Source organism: Butyrivibrio sp. XPD2006 (genome assembly GCF_000420865.1).
GTDB lineage: Bacteria > Bacillota > Clostridia > Lachnospirales > Lachnospiraceae > Butyrivibrio.
Map to the genome: position 1 here is coordinate 1 of NZ_ATVT01000002.1, position 18,051 is coordinate 18,051.

Genomic DNA, 18,051 nt, shown 5'->3' on the forward strand with positions numbered 1-18,051 from the left:
ATAAATACTGAATGAATGGGATTTTTATGAGAGTGACAGGATCCATGCTGGGCCTGCCCATGTCGGATGAATACTTATCTTCAACAAGGTCATATATAAATGACCAGTCAATGGCTTTATCGATAAGACGTAGCATGTGGTCCTGGGGAACCAGGTCATCCATGCTCACAAACTGCATCTGTTCGCGTTTTCTTTCGGTATTAGAAGTCATCATAAAGGCAATCCCCATTCCCAACTTTGATACTTCTATTATACCAGAAAAAGTGCCTCAATCCCAGATAAATACTGGGTTCATGACACTTTTACAAAGAAAAATCCACGGCGAATGCCGTGGACTTTGTCTACAGTCTGAAAAGGCTGAACCCTACCGGATTCAGCCTTTTATCATTCTTTAAAACCATCTGAATATTCTACTGATAACCTTAGCTACTGTTGAAAGTGTCCTGGTAACAGATTTTATAACCGCGGTTATGATCTTGACCGTGGGAATCACCACAATGTGACCACTGTCATTGCCGTTTGGTTCATCACCGCCTGGTTCACCGGTACCCGGGTCATCAGGTGTGTCGGGAGTTTCCGGATTGTCAGGAGTATTTGGATTATCAATCTCTCCCGAATTTCCCGGGTCATCGGGATTTCCAGGTTCTTCCGGATTTCCAGGTTCTTCCGGATTTCCAGGTTCCTCAGGATTCTCAGGATTTCCCGGTTCTTCCGGATTCTCAGGGTCTTCCGGCTCAATTGCCGTAGTATCTCCTGTCCTGTATAAGTAGAAGTCATCCCATGCTCCCCAGGCACCGGCTGAAGCCTTTACACTGACTCCGACAACAACCTTTGTGTCGTCCTTAGTTACAGTAATATCCGCAACTTCAGGATTAGCCCAGTTCTGCCAACCTGTGACGCCGGTCTCAGTAGAGTATTGCTCTCCGCCTGAAACTTTGGCATAAAGCAGAAACTCAGGAGCATCACCTGCATCTCCACCTTCAATATATGTTCCAAGCTTGTAAATACCTGCATCAAGAGTAACTGTCTGCTCTGCAGTATAATCAATATCTGCGTCATCCCAGAACTTGAGGCAATATGAACCGGTGCGGACATTGCTTGAATCAGCTTGTCGTCCAACGCAGGAATTAGCATCCGTTATGGTCCACATGGTCATATCGTCATCTTCAAATCCGGGGTTTTTCAGATTATTTACAGGGTTAATCGTAAGTGTACACTTTACATCTGCAGTCTCATCTTCATTTACAGAAACACTTCCGCCGATCTCATAAGAACCGATTCCTGCAGAAACCGCATTTGCCAGTTCTTCTTCATTCCAGGTAACCGTAAGCTCTTTTGACGTACCATCAGAATAAGTAACGGTTGCCACATCCGGAAGATTCACGTCCTGTCCCACTTCTACTGTAACTGCATCTGCCTTTACGGATGTAACCACTATAGGTGCTGTAGCTCCGGTTCTTATATAGTTGTAGATCCTCGCAGAATCAAGCGGATGTCCCGAGAAGTCAAACCAAGCTTCATTATCAACTGCGGATCCGCCGTACCAATCCCCTGCATCCTTGTCATATGCTCCTGCAAAAGAGCTTGCCCAGCCGCTTCCGTATGTCTCCCATATCTGCTTGTTCTGAGCAAGAATCTCTGCTGCGTTCTCTGCATCCTTGTCATAAACCTGAACAGGGATCCATGCAGGCTCCCAGTAAAATACACCGATACCGTTCTTGGTATTTGCAACAGTATTAACTACCGCTCTTACTGAGTTTGCCTGTCCCTGAACTGAGATATCATAGTTGTAGGCATCTCCCGATTTGCCTTCGTACTCTGTATTTCCATGGCCGTCGCCATCTTCCCAGGTGTGAAGGTATGACGTCTCAGCCACCATTACCATCTTGTCATAGGTGTTTGCAATATTTGACAGAACAGAACTTAAATTATCCAGAGTTCCATGCCAGTATGGATAATATGAAGAAGCGAACACATCGTAATCAACTTCATACTTATCAAGGTTAGCTGCATATCCTGCATACCTTCCGCTAGTCTCAGGGTTTGTGAAGTGAACAGCTACAAGGATCTGCTTATCTTTCGCAGAAGCAACAGTCCTTACAGCCTTGCTTCCTGCCGAGAAGATTTTGGCCATATTTGCCCAACTGCTCTCTCCCGCAACGCCGTTGTTGGTCTCGTTGCCAATCTGAACCATACCGACATTCACGCCGCTGTCTATAAGGCTTTCAAGGCTCTCTTTCGTAAATGTCTCTATCGCCTCTGCCTTTTCATCAATACTCATGGACGCCATGGACTTCGGAGCTGTCTGTTTGCCGGGATCTGCCCAGAAATCAGAGTAATGGAAGTCTATAAGAACTTTCATTCCTGCATTTGATGCCCATACGCCTATCTTTCTCGCAACTTCCAGATCACAATTTCCGCCGCCGTAGGAATTGCCGTTTCCGTCAGTCGGATCATTCCATACACGGATCCTTACATAGTTGACGCCACAATCAGAGAGGAAATCAAAGAATCCCTGATCCGATAATTCATTGCCATCAAAGTCATAGAACTTAACACCGCTGTTCTTCTCTGAAACATATGAACTTACATCAACACCGGTAATAAAGTCCACGTCTGCTGCTGTCACCTTCTCAACATAGATGGGAGCTTCCACAGAAGTATCCTCTTCCTTGGCAGAAAGAGTAAGGAGACTTACATTATCAATATCTCCCCAGTATGATCCGGGAACATCTCCTGAAATTGTCACTGTCACATCGCTTTCTTCGGAAAGCTTAAACTCATCACTCTCAAGGCTGTACCAATTGTTCCATCCCTTGGTTGCGCCAAGTTCAAGTTTTACAAGCTCCTGTCCCTGACTGTCTTCAGCCTTCAGGATAAGACCGGTCTCTGCATCAGCACCTTCAAGATCAATTGAAAGCTTGTAGGTTCCTGCAGGAACAGAGGTAAGAGCCTGACTCAGTAAAAGAGCTTTACTCTCAGAACCGTTATTCCAGTAATTTAAGAAATTGGTGGCATTTCCTGTTGCCCACTGATCGGTCTTGACCAGTGTTCCGACACTGTCACCATCAGCATCTGCCATCTCCACATTCCATGAAGAAGCATCGCCGCTCTCAAAATCTCCGTTGGAAACAAGAGTGGTTGCTTTCCATTCTGTCTCACCGGAATTTACATCACCGGTGTTTGCATTTTCTGTGTTCTCATCATCAGTTTTTTCATCACTACTACTCTCTTCATCTGATGAATCTTCGATCTTTTTAACAAGCCTGACGTTGTTAAGATATCCCCAACCATCTTTGGCAACATCAAACACGGCCTTTATTGTAACGTTCTTAGTATTCTCCTCCACGCTAAAATCAAGACTTCCTGTAAGCCAGTTGTTATATCCCGTCAGAGATGTCTTTTCACCATCTGTGTCGGCAGCACTTACATAAAAGTCTGCACCTTCGCCCATAGCCTCAGCAGAAAGTGTATAGTCACCTGCCTCCAGCTCTGCATCCTGTGAAAAAGTAAGAACTCCGTCTCCGTTTCCAAACCAGAAGTTCACTCCGTTATCTGATTCATCGGACGGCTTGTTCATCCACTCATCCGAAGAGTAAGTGAAAGACTTGATGCTGGCGCCTGTACTGTCCCAGTCATCAACATCAACCTTCCATCCGGCATCGTCTCCCCATATGTCAAAAGACATATCTGAGTTGGCCAGAGTTATTTCTTCATTTTGAACAGTTTTTACTTCGCTGTCTTCTCCGGTCTCTGCATATGCAGTCATACCTGAAGAATTCCCCAGTACCATAGCCATCATCAGCACTGCTGACAACGACCTTTTGAACGTTTTCCCCTTCATAGTTTTCCTCCCGACTAATGATTGTATAGTTCTCTGCCACACCCTATTGCGCAACTTTTTTGCGCAAACCTAAAACCATGAGCAACCGTTGGTAATAGCATAAAAAAGAGAACCCATAGACTATCCTAGTCCATGGGTTCCCTTAATTCAATTCACACCTAAGTACAATTTAAGGCACAAAAAATTGTAAATTTCTCATAAAATCCGCATGTTTACTGATGCGCAACAAAGCGCAATTTTTGGCTATTTTATTGGTGATTTTGACGATTTTTACAGCAGCTGCATTTTCACCGGCCGTTTTCTGTATTCTTAAACTCTTTTTCTTACGAAAAATGTATATGCTGCTGCGCCACCTACTACAGCAACACCAAGTACTCCAAGGAGCACATATTTGAGAACATCGGAAATACCGCCGCTTGCTGGCTTATCTGAAATAGCTGTCTTGTTCTCTTCTATAGTTTTGGTGTTATCAGTAACTGTCTCTGTAGTCTGTGTATTATCCGTGTTATCTGTTACAGCTTCTTCTACAGCAGGTGTCTCCTTTGTATCTTCTGCAGGTGCAGTCTCTACTGTACCAACTGTCTCAGGCTCTGTAGTAGTTGTCTCAGAGTTATTTGAAGACTTTGAAGAGCTGTTTGATTTACTGCTCTTTGAAGCTGATGCAGATGCTGCTTTACCGGCTGATGCCACTGTAGTACCGCTCTGGCTTGCTGCCGGTGCTGTTTCATTTGCTCTTCCTGCTCCAAGAACAGATCCTCCACCGTTTGCAGGCTGAGAAGATGTGCTGCCGGAATCTGATGAACTGCTTCCCGATCCGGATGAGCTGCTGCCTGAATCAGATGATGAGCTTCCACCTGATGTGTTTCCACCTGAAGGCTGTCCCGATCCTGAACCACCCGGTGTTGTTCCCTGCTCAGATCCGTTGCCGCTGCCTGAATGTCCTTCATTTCCCGATCCGGTCTCTGTGCCTTCTCCGGGCTCGTTATTATTTTCGTTATCGCCTGTTTCGCCGCCATTTACCGGCTCAGTTACAGGCTCAGTTACAGGCTCTTTTCCCGGCTCTTTTCCTGTATCTACGTCAAAGTTATCATCATCGACATCTTCAGCATCATTAGATCCTGTTCCGCCATCAGAGCCTTTAACAAGATCAATCCTTGCATTCTTGAAGCTGAATGCGAGATCTCCTGCTGCTGCACTGTTACCAAATCCGAAGTTAAGGTGAACACCGTCGATTGTTGTGTCTGCAGTAAATACTCTCTCGTAGCTGTTGAACTCGCCGTTTGCCGGATCATATGTTACTGTCTTTTCACTGCCGTCATATACATGCCAGCTTCCGCCGTTTTCCTGGATGATGTACTGGAATGTATTATTTGAATTTCCTGTAAGCTTATAGTCAAAGCTGAGTTTATATGTCTGTCCTGCTACAAGCTTGAAGTCACTGCTTGCAAGCTGAGGTGTGTACCATGTTCCACCGCTTACGATACCTGCCATGGTCACAACGCCGTCTGCAGTTTCAAGTGCGATCTCACCGCCGCTACCATTGTCTCCTCTGTAGCCGGATTCATTATTGAGCGGATACTCATCAACTGCTGATGCCTGATTCTCACCCTTCATGAATACATTGTCGAGTTGAACACCTGCACCTTTACCAAATGTAAGAACCAGTGCTGCATTTTCAGCATCTTCCTTAGTAGCAAATGTAAGTGTATATGTTCTTACACCGCTGTCTTTGCTATAAGAAGCTGCGGCTGATCCAAGCTCTTTTCCAAGAGCAACTGCATCGCCGTTCATCTCAAGTGAATAAACAGATGCCTTAACAACTGTATCCTCTGCGCTGAACATATCGAATTTTACAGTGTAGTTATCAGCCTTAAGATTGAGTCCCGGCTGATATACAGCAGGTGACTTGCCGTTCTCTGAGCTGATCTGCGCACGTCTCTCATAGAACTTAACGCCGCCATCGATGTTCTCATAGTTTGTCTTTGAAGCAACATCTACTACAGACTTATCGCCATCCTTAAGAGCCTGTGTTGTGAATCTTGGAACAACCACTGTTGTGCCGTTTGTAGCATTCCAGAATCCCAGATGGAGGTCACCCTGATCAAAGGATCCGTTGTAAATAATGTTACCGTTTGCAAGAGGCTCTCTTGGTCCTTCGCTGCTGCTTCCGATTTCCTCAGGATCAACGATCTCAACCTTTACATTTGATACGTAAACATCTCCTGATCCTCTTGCACCGAGGTTAAACTCAATTCTGCATCTGTCAAAATCTTCTGTCTGCTGGAATACATAAGAATACTTTGAAGGTGTGTTTGTCAGCTTAAAGGTCTGGATACCGTATGCACTCCATCCCTTCCATTCCTTAGCATCACAGTTAACTTCCTTGCCAAGGATAGAACCTGTTCCGTATGCATCGAAGGATACCTTGTAGACATATCCCTTCTTTGCATTGTAGTGACCGATCAGCTGAACTGAGTAGTCATTGCTACCCGGCGTATTAACTGTAACCTTAGCCCAGTCTTTGCCGTCTGCATCCTTGTAAGGAGCAATCTTTGCATCAGTTGCATCATTCTGATATGAGAGATACCACTTATCCATCTCAGCTGCTGCATCATCCATTCCGCCGCCGACACAAGTCTCGATATTGTCAGACTTGATCTCTGTGATCTGGTTGATTCCTGCAAGGTCAGCCCAGTTCTCATTGCCTGCACCTGATGCTGCTCTGGTTACGCTGTCAGCATAGCCGTCAGATCTCTGATAAACACGTACGTAATCGACGTACATATTGATATCATCATGGAAAGCAGCAGCATTAACACCGCCGCCAAACTGTCCGCTATCTACAGCAAGGTTAAGGAGCATATGGAAAGGCATATCAAATGGTGCATCAAATCCAAGAGATGAAGATGCTCCTGAGATTGCGCTCTCCCATGTGCTGAGTGTATTTATTGCAACGCCATCATAGTACCATGTGATCTCGCCGGGCTTCCAGTCAATAGCATAGGTGTGGAAGTATGTATAAGGTGAAAAGAGATCTACATATCCGCTTCCTTTATAGGTGTGGCTTGGAACGCCCCAGTGAAGTGTTCCACATGCGATATTGTCTTTCTCATTCTTAAATGCACCACAGGTTTCCATGATATCGATCTCACCTGATACAGGCCAGTTTCCGTAGATATCGTTGCTCTGTGGAAGCATCCAGAATGCAGGCCATGCTCCTGCTGTCTGAGGAAGTGACATTCTTGCCTCTACGTATCCGTAGGTTGTGCTAAAGAGTGCTTCAGTTCCTTTTGTTGTGCGAAGTCTTGCAGATGTGTAATTCTTGGCACTCTCACCCGCATAAACATATCCGGGTTCATATGCTGCTGTGATCCTGAGAACGCCGTCGCCAACTCCGTCACCTGAAAGGTCTTCGTTTACACCGATGTTCTTGCTGTTTCCTGTGTAGCACTGAAGCTCTCTGTTACCCCATCCGGTATTGCCACAGTCTGTTGAACCGTCGCCCCACTGAGGATACCAGTTATCCAGGTTAAGACCTGTGCTCTCGTCTACATTTCCTCCCTCATAATTACCGTCAAACTCATCTGCCCAGATCAGGTCATATCCGTCTTTTGATGTGCCGGGATCTGCGTAGTTGTATGTATCGTTTTCAGGATTGTTAAAGTCATATTCGTTTCCTTTTTCGGCAGATCCGCCTGATGGAACCTTGCCATCTGCCTTAAGGCTCATATTTGTAACTGTGATGGTCTTGCCGGCATTGCCTGAACCGTTTCCAAACATAAGTGCAAGCTTTCCATCAGTTACAAAATTAGCTGTTGCAGCTGCTGTATGAAGCTCAAGATGAGTAGTCTCTCCACCCTTGATATCCAGTGTATAAGGACTTGGATCAAGAATTGAGGCCCAACTGAGACTCTCCTGAAGATTTACAAATACCTTCGCATCATCTTCACAGTAGAAATCACCTTCAAGAGTATAGGTTTCACCCTCAGCCAGATTCAGAAGATGTGTGTACTGAACAGCATATACCTGTCCGCCTTCTGCATCCACCTTTACATCAGCATCGCCGTTACCCTTATCTGTAATACTTCCTGCACCACCTTCTCCGGTCCAGAAATCCCATCCGTCTGCTGTAAGGAGGTTGTCACCTGAAACCTCTCCGCCATTACCTACTTCTGCAGCATCAGTATCAATCAGGGCCAGATTTGCGATCGTAACAGTCTTGCCTGCATTGCCTGTTCCGTTTCCGAACATGAGCGCAATCTTACCTGCTGACTCAAAATTAGCTGTAGCTGCTGAAGTAGTAACGTTCAGATGAGTTACTTCTCCGCCTTTAAGCTCAAGCCTGTATGGATTGCCTTCTATGATTGAATACCATCCAAGTGTCTCCTGAATGTTTATGAGTACTACAGCGTCTTCTTCACTGTAGAAATCCCCGCTGAGCTTGTAGGTCTTTCCTTCTGTAAGATTTAAAGCCTGTGGAAGCTGAACTGCCCATTGCTGGCCTCCCTCGGCATCAATCTTAACAACACCTGCACCGTCATCGTTAGTGCTGAAAGTACCTGCTCCGCCTTCTCCGGTCCAGAAATCCCAGGCATTCTTTGTAAGCTCGTTGTTCACATTATCAAGAGTAAACGCTGCTTCCATGGAACCCGGAAGTTCAGGAGTTTCTGCTTCTCCTTCGCTGCCTTCGCCGCCTTCGTTTGTTTCAGGTTCTACATAAGCACCATAAAGGCCTATGTTGGAAACTGTGATTGTCTTACCCGCATTCCCGGTTCCATCACCGAACATAAAAGCAAGCTTGCCGTTTTCTGCAAAGTTTGCGCCGGCTGCATTTGTTGTGATGTCAAGGTGAGCCACTTCCCCTGCTTTGATCTCAAGTCTGTACGGACTCTCACTGAGTATGGAACTCCAGCCCACACTTTCCTGTACGTTGATGAATACAACCGCATCCTCATCGCAGTAAAAATCGCCGGTAAGATGATAGGTCTCACCCTCTACGAGATTCAGCGCATGTGTGTACTGAACAGCGAAGTTCTGCCATCCGGTTGCATCAACTCTGACGTCAACATCGCCATTCCCTTTGTCTGTAAGCTCTCCGGCTCCGCCTTCACCTGTCCAGAAATCCCAATTTCCCTTTTCGAGAACATTTATCCCCTGAACCTGCTCTCCTTCGCCGGTTTCGCTTTCGCCAGTTCCGCCTTCAACGGGTTCTTCCTGTCCTGATCCGTCTGAAGCTGCATCACCTGCAACAGTTACTGTAGCTGTGCATGAATTTGACAACTCATCGCCTTGCTTTCCCTGGATCTCAATGAGATATTCCCCTGCAGCATAGCTGTCAGGATACCAGTGATATCCCAAGGTCTGATCAGCATATACCTGTTCATAGCCATTTGCTTCACATGAGATTGTCACAGTATACAGCTCGTATCCGGCATCTCCCCATACGACCCCTATGCCCTGCTCTGCATCGTACTCCGCCATCTGGCCGAAGGGTATAGCCAATTCTTCATTGACCGGTACTTGTGCTGCATAAGCCGCAATCCCTGTCAGCGTAGGAGACGAAAGCGACAAAGTGAGTGCAAATGCCAGTGCCATGGCCATCCTTGTCTTATAATTCCGTTTCCTTGTGGACAACAATTTTTTCTTCATTAAAACACCTCCCTAAAAATGTCCCCAAATGTTATCAACATTATCTCATTTTCCCCGATAACGTTTAAGGTCTCATTTTTTAGAGAGGTGCAAAATTTTTATACTGTTTTTCGACAGGTTGCTCAGTTGTCCGATCCCATGTTTTTCCTGTATTCACTGGGTGAAACACCGACGATTGCCTTAAAGCTCTTCATGAAATGTTTCTCGTTGTCATACCCGACTCTTGCGGAAATTTCGTTCACCTTAAGCGGTGTTGTCGCAAGCAGTTTTTTGGCTTCACCGATTCTTAAATCTCTTACAAATCCCACAAAGTTTGTTCCGGTATAGTTTTTGAAGGCCGATGAAAAAAGCGAGTAGTTCATTGATACTTCATTTGAAACCACTGCCATGTTGATATCAGTCTTATAGTTATCATTGATATATCTGATCGCTTCCTGTATCTTCTGCCTGGTCTGATCGGCACTATCAGGCTGCTGTTGCTCTCTGGACGCTCTCAGCGCAAAATCCATGAAGCACTGCCTGTAATCATCTATTGTCAGGAATGATAGTGGCATTAAAAGCTCACCGTCTGCTTCCTTCTGATATACCTTCAGATATTCAGCAGCAAACTCCTGCATGGCCCTTCTGAAATCCTCAGCCGTAATATGACCTCTCTCAGCAGCTGTAAAAAATCCGTTCCACTCCTTTTCAAGGTCGTCTCTTCTGCTGGTTCCGATAAGCTGAACTCTTGCAGATACAGCTTCTTTTTCACAGAGTCTTTTCCCGTTCTCCAAAAATGACTCCGCTACCGGACTCACCCTGTCATCAGAGAACAATGACACTTTGCGGGTAAATGCTCTCTCTCTTCTTGCCAGCGCTTCTTTATAGGCCCTCTTTAGCTCTTTTGAATCAGTGCAGATATCACTTAATCCGGCAAAAGAGCTGATTTCCTCCTCTGACTTAAGTTCCTCAATCTTCTCTTTTCCAAGTATGAAGATCTCCATGCCGTCAGGACCAGATATCGCACTCTGATCATCAAGGATGGGCATCAGCGGGTCACTTCCTGCGGCGATGAGGCAGTAAAAAGAATCCCCGGCCGTATCCCTGATATTCTTGCTGATAAGCTCAAGCTCGCTGTCAGAAGCTTCATCATCCATAAGCAGATACTTTATGAGATGTCTGGCTGCGTTCTCAGTTTTTTTTTCATCCTCCAGCTTCTGACTGATCTCAGCATCGAGCTTCTCCATGATAGCCCTGAGCTTATCCCTTTCGACAGGCTTAAGGATGTATTCCCTTACGCCCTGCCTCATCATCTCCACTGCATAGGTGAAATCATCATATCCGCTGACAGCAACAGACAGTGGCGGATTGTTAAACTGTTTCATTGCCTGCACCAGCTCGATACCGTTCATCTTGGGCATTCTGATGTCTGTAAACATTACATCGATTGTCTGCTCCTTAAGGACATCCAGCGCCTGCAGTCCATTGGCACATTCTATTACTTCCTCCACCGGAACTCCGCACCTTTTTATCATGGTGGCAATTCCCTGTCTTATGAGTTTTTCATCTTCAACTACCAAAACCTTACGCATAAAAAGACTCCCTTACTCTGTCTTTAAACTTACTCTCTTCATGGGTATGCTTACACATACCTTGGTGTAGCACCCTTCCATGGCTGCCACTTCAATTCCGTACTGCTCACCGAATTCCATATGGATCCTGTCCTGAACGTTCTTAAGGCCGATACCGTTACTTGATCCGCCCTTAGTCTCAATTTCGCCGGATATCTTTTTCCTGAGCGCCTCAAGTTCCTCGTCGTTCATGCCCCTGCCGTTATCGGTGATCTCAATGATGCATCGGTCGCCCTCGGGAATTCCCTTGACATAGATTGTTGTATCGTCGGCAAGTTCCTCAACGCCATGAATAATTGCATTTTCAATAATAGGCTGCAGACTCATCTTGGGGATGCTCTGCTTCATAATCTCTTCAGGCACATTGAGCGAGAGATAAATCTCGTAATCAAACCTCAGGTTAATAAGAGCCATATAGTCCTTGATGTATTCCAGTTCCTCTGAAACCAGAACTGTCTTGGAAGTCCATCTCATACTGTAGCGTAGGAGCTTGCCAAGGCTTGTAATGGCATCGGAAATATCATATTCCTCCTGCATCTCTGCCATCATCTTGATGGATTCAAGTACATTGTAGATAAAGTGTGCATTGATCTGGTTCTGCAGAGCGCGAAGCTGTGAGTCTTTTACCAGGACCTCTCTCTGAATGTTCTCATTCATAAGATTCTGGATATTGTCCAGCATTCGGTTGACCTGATGCGCCAGCTCTCCCATCTCATCATTCCTGCCGTCCTCTGCCGTCCTTATATCCAGATTACCTTTTCTGACAGCTCTGATGGTTGCAAGTACTTCATAGAATTTCTTGAGTACATGATTGACCAGAAGGTTTATTATAAATGCCATCATCAGAAGGATCAGTATCATTCCGATGATATAGTTGTTCCTGAGCTGATATACCTGTGAGAGACTTCCTGATATGTCATTGACCGACACCAGTGTTCCTCCAAGCTCGGATATGTACATTCCGGAGATAACGCTCTTTATGCCCTTGTCATAAAAGGTCGTTATACCGGGAGTTTCGCCTTCCCTGACTGTGTCCATCATCTGCTGCGAAATCGATGTAGCTATCTGTGACACGGAAGTATCTTCATTACTTCCGAATATGATATTGCCTGTATCCGTCACAAAGCAGCTGGTCTCGCCCGGAACATTCTCATACATGGAAGGAAACATGGTCTTCATAGCCATGGCTGCTTCTATGGTTCCGATTTGCCCATACTGTCTGTTCACAATAGGTGTTATCAGCGCCAGCATCGGTGTGGTGTCGGAGTTTTCAAAGAGTTTGTCGGTGTAATTAAATATCCATCCACCACTCTCATCCATCACAGCCCATTCCTGCCTTAAAAGCCTGTCATGGTTATAAAGAACAGGCATCATCTCCTGCACATTATCCGTGACTGCATAGTATCTCACGCCGCCCAGTACAGGGTTTGTGTTGATAAGTCTCTCAAGAGCAGCAACGTCACTCTTATAGATCTCCAGCCACTCTCTGGTACTGTGCTTATTGCCCACTCTTGCATCGATCAGTACCGAATTCATCTTCTCATTGGACAAAAAGAACTGGGTAGACATATTGATGGAGTCAACGTTGTTTTTGATGGAATCACGACGTCTCTCCATGGTTGCCTGTGTGAAGCTTACATTCTCCCTTATGGTCGACTGCTCCATATTGTAAAAGACAATTCCGCCCAGGATAGCTACCGGAATAATTACAAACAAAAGCACAATTCCGGTAAGTCTTATATTAAGTTTTTGGCTATTAATAAAGCCCCAGCTTTTCCTTGGCTTCAATGACATACCTGTACTTTTTCTCCATTAGTTCCCTGTAGCCCAGGGCGTCTCTTTTTAGTTTGAACTTCGCCAAAGCAGCGTTAAATTCATCATCACTTTCGGCAAGAAGCAGTTCTTTTAACGTGCTGCCCCATAACCTGTCTATTGCTTCATCCGTATATTCTTCGTCGCTTCCGGCCGGGAAGCTGACATCGTACTGGCCTGTGTATGCCGAGTATTTGTAGGTCCACTCCTCAAGCTGTGCCGTGGGTCCTTCGTTCTTCTGGCGCCACTTCTGCTGCATGACGTTGTCCTGGAACATCCAGTAGGCATCATCGGCACCGTAGAGTTCGTCATAAGCGCCTCTGTCTGTGTTAAGCAGTTCCAAGACATCAGGCCTTACCACCTCTTTGCCGTCAACGACATCGTAGGTCACACCCTCTATTCCGAGATATACCATCTTCTGGCCCTCCTCGGATATGAGGTAATCAATGAACTGTATTGCCCTGTCGGGATTCTCACAGTTCTTGGATACCATGGTTATGGTCCAGCCGTTTACGGTATTGGTCGGCAGTACATGGTCATCGCCGTTTTCATTCTTAGGACCGTCAACTGCTATATAAATACTGTTCGGATCCTTTGAATAAAGAGTCTTTTGCTGGGCTGACATATCGGTGTACTGATACAGCATGCAGAAATATCTGCCCTGAGCTATCTTTTCCTCCATCTGGGTTCTCTGATCTATAAAGACATCTGTGGAGAGATACCCTTCTCTTGAAAGACGGTTGAACATCTTAAGCCACTCTATGTATTCGGGATCGGTATCCCTGTCGTAGATCATCCCGTCCTTCTCATATGGAACAGCAAGGAAGTTCTGCAGATACTGGTCAAAAGACACATTTCCTATATCATCAAAATAATGAGCACCGATAGGAATAAGTGGCTTGCCGTCAATTACAGGAAACTCCTCAGCCGCCTTTTTAACTGCGTTTTCAAAGCCTTCAATGGTAGTCATGTCAGGACTTCCTATGGCTTCATAAATGTCTTTTCTCACAAGGAAAGTCTGATTGGAACCGATGTTGTTGTCAGAGTTAACATCATCGGGAGTTACTGACGAACATGGATATCCGTAGATATTTCCATCATCCTGGGTATACCAGCTCACCGCCTGATCATCTGTCACTGTCCAGAAGTACGGATCATATTTATCAGCCAGTTCGTTGAGGGCATAGACCATGTCCTTCTGGATTACCTCGTTGACCTGAGGCTCCCACCATCCGAGAGTGATAAGGTCAGGAAGTGATCCCGAAGCAATGAGGGCATTTAACTTCTCCTCTTCATTACCCTGGGGAGTGATGAAATTTATATTTACACCTGTCTTCTCTGTAATGGCCTTGGATACTGCATTCTGACCCCACTTGGTGGTAAACCATGAATAGTTTATATACCAGTCAAAGGTCACAGGCTCTTTTGCCGGGGCAGTATTGTCAGCGGTAAGAACCGGCGCCTGATCACCGGAGTTTACACCACCGGACTGTGCGCAGCCTGAAAGCGCCATACTTGCAAGAAGCACCGATATTAGGTTTGTTTTCAATAGTTTCGTAAGTTTCATAGTCCATATTATACAGCATGATAAAGACTGACGCATTATTACAATGCGTCAGTCCGGGGGTAAAGTTATTCTTTTACACTTCCTGCGGAAATACTGCTGATAATGTATTTCGAGAAGAAGCAGAAAGCAATGATTATGGGTACAACTGAAATTGCAACTCCCAGGTATATAGCACCCTGATTCTTTTGAAGATCTGTTGCTGCATTAAGTGTCGAGATCATAACCGGGAGGGTCATTTTCTTCGGTGTGTTTAAAAGAATCAAAGGTAAGAGGTAGGAATTCCAGTTTCCTATAAATGTTCCGATTGACATGGTTGCTATACCGGGTGCCATGATGGGAAGTACTATCCTGTGGAATATATGGATCTCACTTGCTCCGTCGATCCTGGCTGCTTCCATAAGGGATTTTGAAAGCGTTGCCTTGGTATACTGCCTTAAGAAAAATACGATTCCCGGTGATGCAATTGCCGGTATGATAAGCGGAATGTACGAATCGATCAGGTGCAGCTTCTGACACAGGTTATAAAAACCAATCAGTGAGAGCTGCGCCGGAATCATCATAAATATTACTATTACTCTAAAAAGAACGTTATTCCCTTTCCAATTGTACATAGCCATTCCAAAAGCTGTGATAGCTGAGAAATAGGCTGTTAGGAGAGTTGCCGGAACAGCAACCTTGAAGCTGTTGAAAAGTCCCAAAAAGAGGTTTACATAGTCAAAGAGAACCGTCCAGTTGTCTCTTAGGCTGTGCCCCGGCAGAAATGAAAAGGAATGCGTTATTTCAACGCCTGACCTTGTTGAATTTACCATCATCAGCCAGAAGGGGAGAAGGCACATCAGACCAAGTATTATGAGCGCTATGTAGAGAATCGCTCTCTTTATTTTGGTTGCCATGTCTTAGTCCTCCTTTCCACCGATAAATTTAAATTCCATTATTGAAACAAATAAAATGATAAAGAACAATGTGTATGCTATTGCCGAAGCAAAGCCCACCTGATGAGTTTCAAAACCAAACTTGTACAGATACATAACAACTGTCTGCAGTGTTCCACCGGGCTCTCCCGCTGTTGAAGGTCCGCCTGTTCCGTTCATAAGGAACGGCAGGTCAAAGAGCTGAAGTCCACCGATCAGTGATGTGACTGCAACATACAGAAGGATTGGACGAAGGAGCGGCAGTGTTATACTACCGAATACCTTCCATCTTCCGGCGCCGTCAATTGCTGCTGCCTCAAAATAATCAGTAGGTATGCCCTGCACTCCGGCCATCAGGATGATGAAGGAATTACCAAACCACATCCAGGCCTGTATCACACCGATAACTGCCCAGGCTGTCGTCCTCTGTCCAAGCCAGTTTATCTGCTGATCCACAATACCTGTAGCCAGAAGAATCTGGTTAAAGGTTCCGTACTTCCAGTCAAGAAGTGTCTTGAACAGGAATGCTACAGATGTTGCAGCGATAAGGTTTGGCAGATAGTATACTGCCCTGAATATTGCAAGGCCGCGAAGCTTGTACTTGATATCACTGAATATGATAGTCAGTAAAAACGCCATGCCAAGCTGAAGGACGATGTTGAGTGACCACATCTTGACAGTGTTTCTAAGGGACCTCCAGAAGAACTTATCCTTAAGCACTCTGGTGTAATTGGCAAGCCCGTTAAAAACGGGCTCGCCATATCCTTTGTATTCTGTAAAGCTCAGGTACAATGTCCTGAAAACGGGATAAACACTGAATATTAAAAATACAATTACAAACGGCAGTACAAATAGATAAGCAGCGTTTTCCCTATTCTTTTTTTTCATTGAAACCGGTTTTGTCATAACAAGTTATCTCTTCATTATCTGTTTATTGTGATTTCAGGATATGTTGACTCAACAACATCGTAGAACTCATTGATAGCTGCTTCTTTGTCCATCTCACCTGTCTTAACTGCTGTGCAAGCTGCACCCCATGCATCGTTGATGATCTTGTCAAAACGTGTAACCTTTGAGTAGTCGATGCCTGCTGCCTGCTCCTGCCAGAATGAGTAGAGGTGCTCACCGCCGTATACTTCGTTAGCATCATCTTTGTGCTTCTCAAGAACAGATACAAGTGAAACTGTGTCACCTTCTGACTTCTCAATCCACCACTCTGCTGTGTTTTCATCAAGTGTTACCCACTTAAGGAAATCCCATGCAAGATCTTTGTGCTCTGACATAGCTGAGATACCGATGAATGTTCCGCCACCGAATCCATATGAAGGGCCTGAGCAAACGCCCCAGCTTCCTGATGTCTCGCCTACGTTATCTCTGAGTGTAAGAACACCCCAGCTTGGAAGACCGAATGCGAATACCTGTGTCTTATCAAGATCCTTGGTTGCCTCAGCAAAGCCCTCAGCATCCCATACGTTGATAGAATCATCAGCGTAGCTCTGAACTGCTGCTGTAAGGATCGGAACCTCGCCTGCCATAGCCTGGTACCAAGGTGTTGACCACTGGTTTGCATAAGCTGTAAGGTCTTTCTGATAAAGATCTGTAACAAGATCCATGTAGTCAAGTCTTGCCTGATCTACGTTAAGTGTATCGTTTACTACCCATGCTGAATCTCCTGAGAAGTAGCCAATCTCAGCGTCAGATGCAAAGATACGGTATCCTGCACTCTTAAGTTTTTCTGCTGTATCAAGAATTGTTGGATAATCTTTGAAAAGTTTGCCGATCTCATCGGGATCATCTGATCCGAATACTTCCTTGGCAATGTCTCTTCTGTAGTAGATGCCTGCAGGTGTGATCTGATAAGAGATTGCTCTCTGGATTCCATCAGCGTCCTGACCAACTTCCCATACGTAATCAACGATCTGTCCCTTGTAGTCCTGAGCGTTGTATGGAGCCTGGTTGAGGCCCTCGAAGTAACCTGCATCATAGAAATCCTCCAGCATCTGTGGCTCACCCACGATGATGTCAGGAGTTGTCTGTCCGCCGTTAAGAGCTGTCTGAACCTTTGTTACGTAGTCAGCAGGCTCGATAACTACGGTCTCGATCTGAACGTTGTGATCTTCAACATACTTCTCTGCGAAGGTCTGAAGGTCTTTTGCAAGTGTCCAGATAACGAGTTTCTCGCCGTCTGTTCCGGCTGTCTCTGTGTTTGTGTTGTCTGCTGCTTCTGCTGCAGGAGCCTCTTCAGTAGTAGCTGAATCAGTTGAAGCTGATTCTGAGCCAGTACCTGACTGTCCGCAAGCTGCAAGTGAGAGTGTCATAACTCCTGCAAGCAAAGTAGCCATTATCTTCCTGAATTTCATACTCTTTCCTCCCAATAGTGAAATTAGATTTATGATGGTTTTGATTATAGAGAGGAAAAGGGCAACAAAAAATCACACTTTTTTTATTTAAGTGTGATTTTTTTTAAAACGTTTTTATATAGTTTGACCTGCGTATTATTTCTTAGGCCCTTTAGTCTTATTGTTACAGTATATAGTACCTGTGTTGGTATTATATTTTTTATTGATTTCCTTTTTGTCTATCACTGCCGGCTTTATCCCCATTGCCACTGCCAGTGAATTTATCGTCTCCGCTCTGTCCATATTACCACTCTCCTTT

The 18,051-nt window shown here is 45.3% G+C and carries 9 protein-coding genes and 1 pseudogene; all 10 read right to left on the reverse strand.

Annotated features, from left to right (window positions below):
- Positions 1–214 (reverse strand): annotated as a pseudogene (locus G590_RS18075) (IS5/IS1182 family transposase); the annotation flags it as partial.
- A 177-nt stretch (positions 215–391) separates the two neighbouring features.
- Positions 392–3,844, reverse strand: coding sequence for a glycosyl hydrolase 53 family protein (locus tag G590_RS20300; protein ID WP_022764011.1), 3,453 nt, complete (start codon positions 3,842–3,844; stop codon positions 392–394).
- 309 nt (positions 3,845–4,153) lie between these two features.
- Positions 4,154–9,493, reverse strand: a complete 5,340-nt coding sequence (locus G590_RS0102060; protein WP_022764012.1) for a glycoside hydrolase family 16 protein — start codon at positions 9,491–9,493, stop codon at positions 4,154–4,156.
- Positions 9,494–9,615: 122 nt separating this feature from the next.
- Complete coding sequence (locus G590_RS0102065; RefSeq protein WP_022764013.1) at positions 9,616–11,064, reverse strand: response regulator transcription factor; 1,449 nt, start codon at positions 11,062–11,064, stop codon at positions 9,616–9,618.
- A 12-nt stretch (positions 11,065–11,076) separates the two neighbouring features.
- Complete coding sequence (locus tag G590_RS0102070; protein ID WP_022764014.1) at positions 11,077–12,897, reverse strand: sensor histidine kinase; 1,821 nt, start codon at positions 12,895–12,897, stop codon at positions 11,077–11,079.
- Positions 12,860–14,464: an extracellular solute-binding protein gene (locus tag G590_RS0102075; RefSeq protein ID WP_026493858.1), complete on the reverse strand. Its 1,605-nt coding sequence runs from the start codon at positions 14,462–14,464 to the stop codon at positions 12,860–12,862. Before G590_RS0102075 ends, G590_RS0102070 begins: the two co-directional genes overlap by 38 nt.
- Positions 14,465–14,547: 83 nt before the next feature.
- Complete coding sequence (locus G590_RS0102080) at positions 14,548–15,375, reverse strand: carbohydrate ABC transporter permease (RefSeq protein WP_022764016.1); 828 nt, start codon at positions 15,373–15,375, stop codon at positions 14,548–14,550.
- 3 nt (positions 15,376–15,378) lie between these two features.
- Positions 15,379–16,299: a carbohydrate ABC transporter permease gene (locus G590_RS0102085; protein WP_022764017.1), complete on the reverse strand. Its 921-nt coding sequence runs from the start codon at positions 16,297–16,299 to the stop codon at positions 15,379–15,381.
- 17 nt (positions 16,300–16,316) lie between these two features.
- Complete coding sequence (locus G590_RS0102090; RefSeq protein ID WP_022764018.1) at positions 16,317–17,753, reverse strand: ABC transporter substrate-binding protein; 1,437 nt, start codon at positions 17,751–17,753, stop codon at positions 16,317–16,319.
- Between the two features lie 135 nt (positions 17,754–17,888).
- A complete protein-coding gene (locus G590_RS21250) occupies positions 17,889–18,035 on the reverse strand; it encodes a hypothetical protein (RefSeq protein ID WP_022764019.1) in 147 nt (48 codons plus the stop codon).
- Between the last annotated feature and the right edge of the window lie 16 nt (positions 18,036–18,051).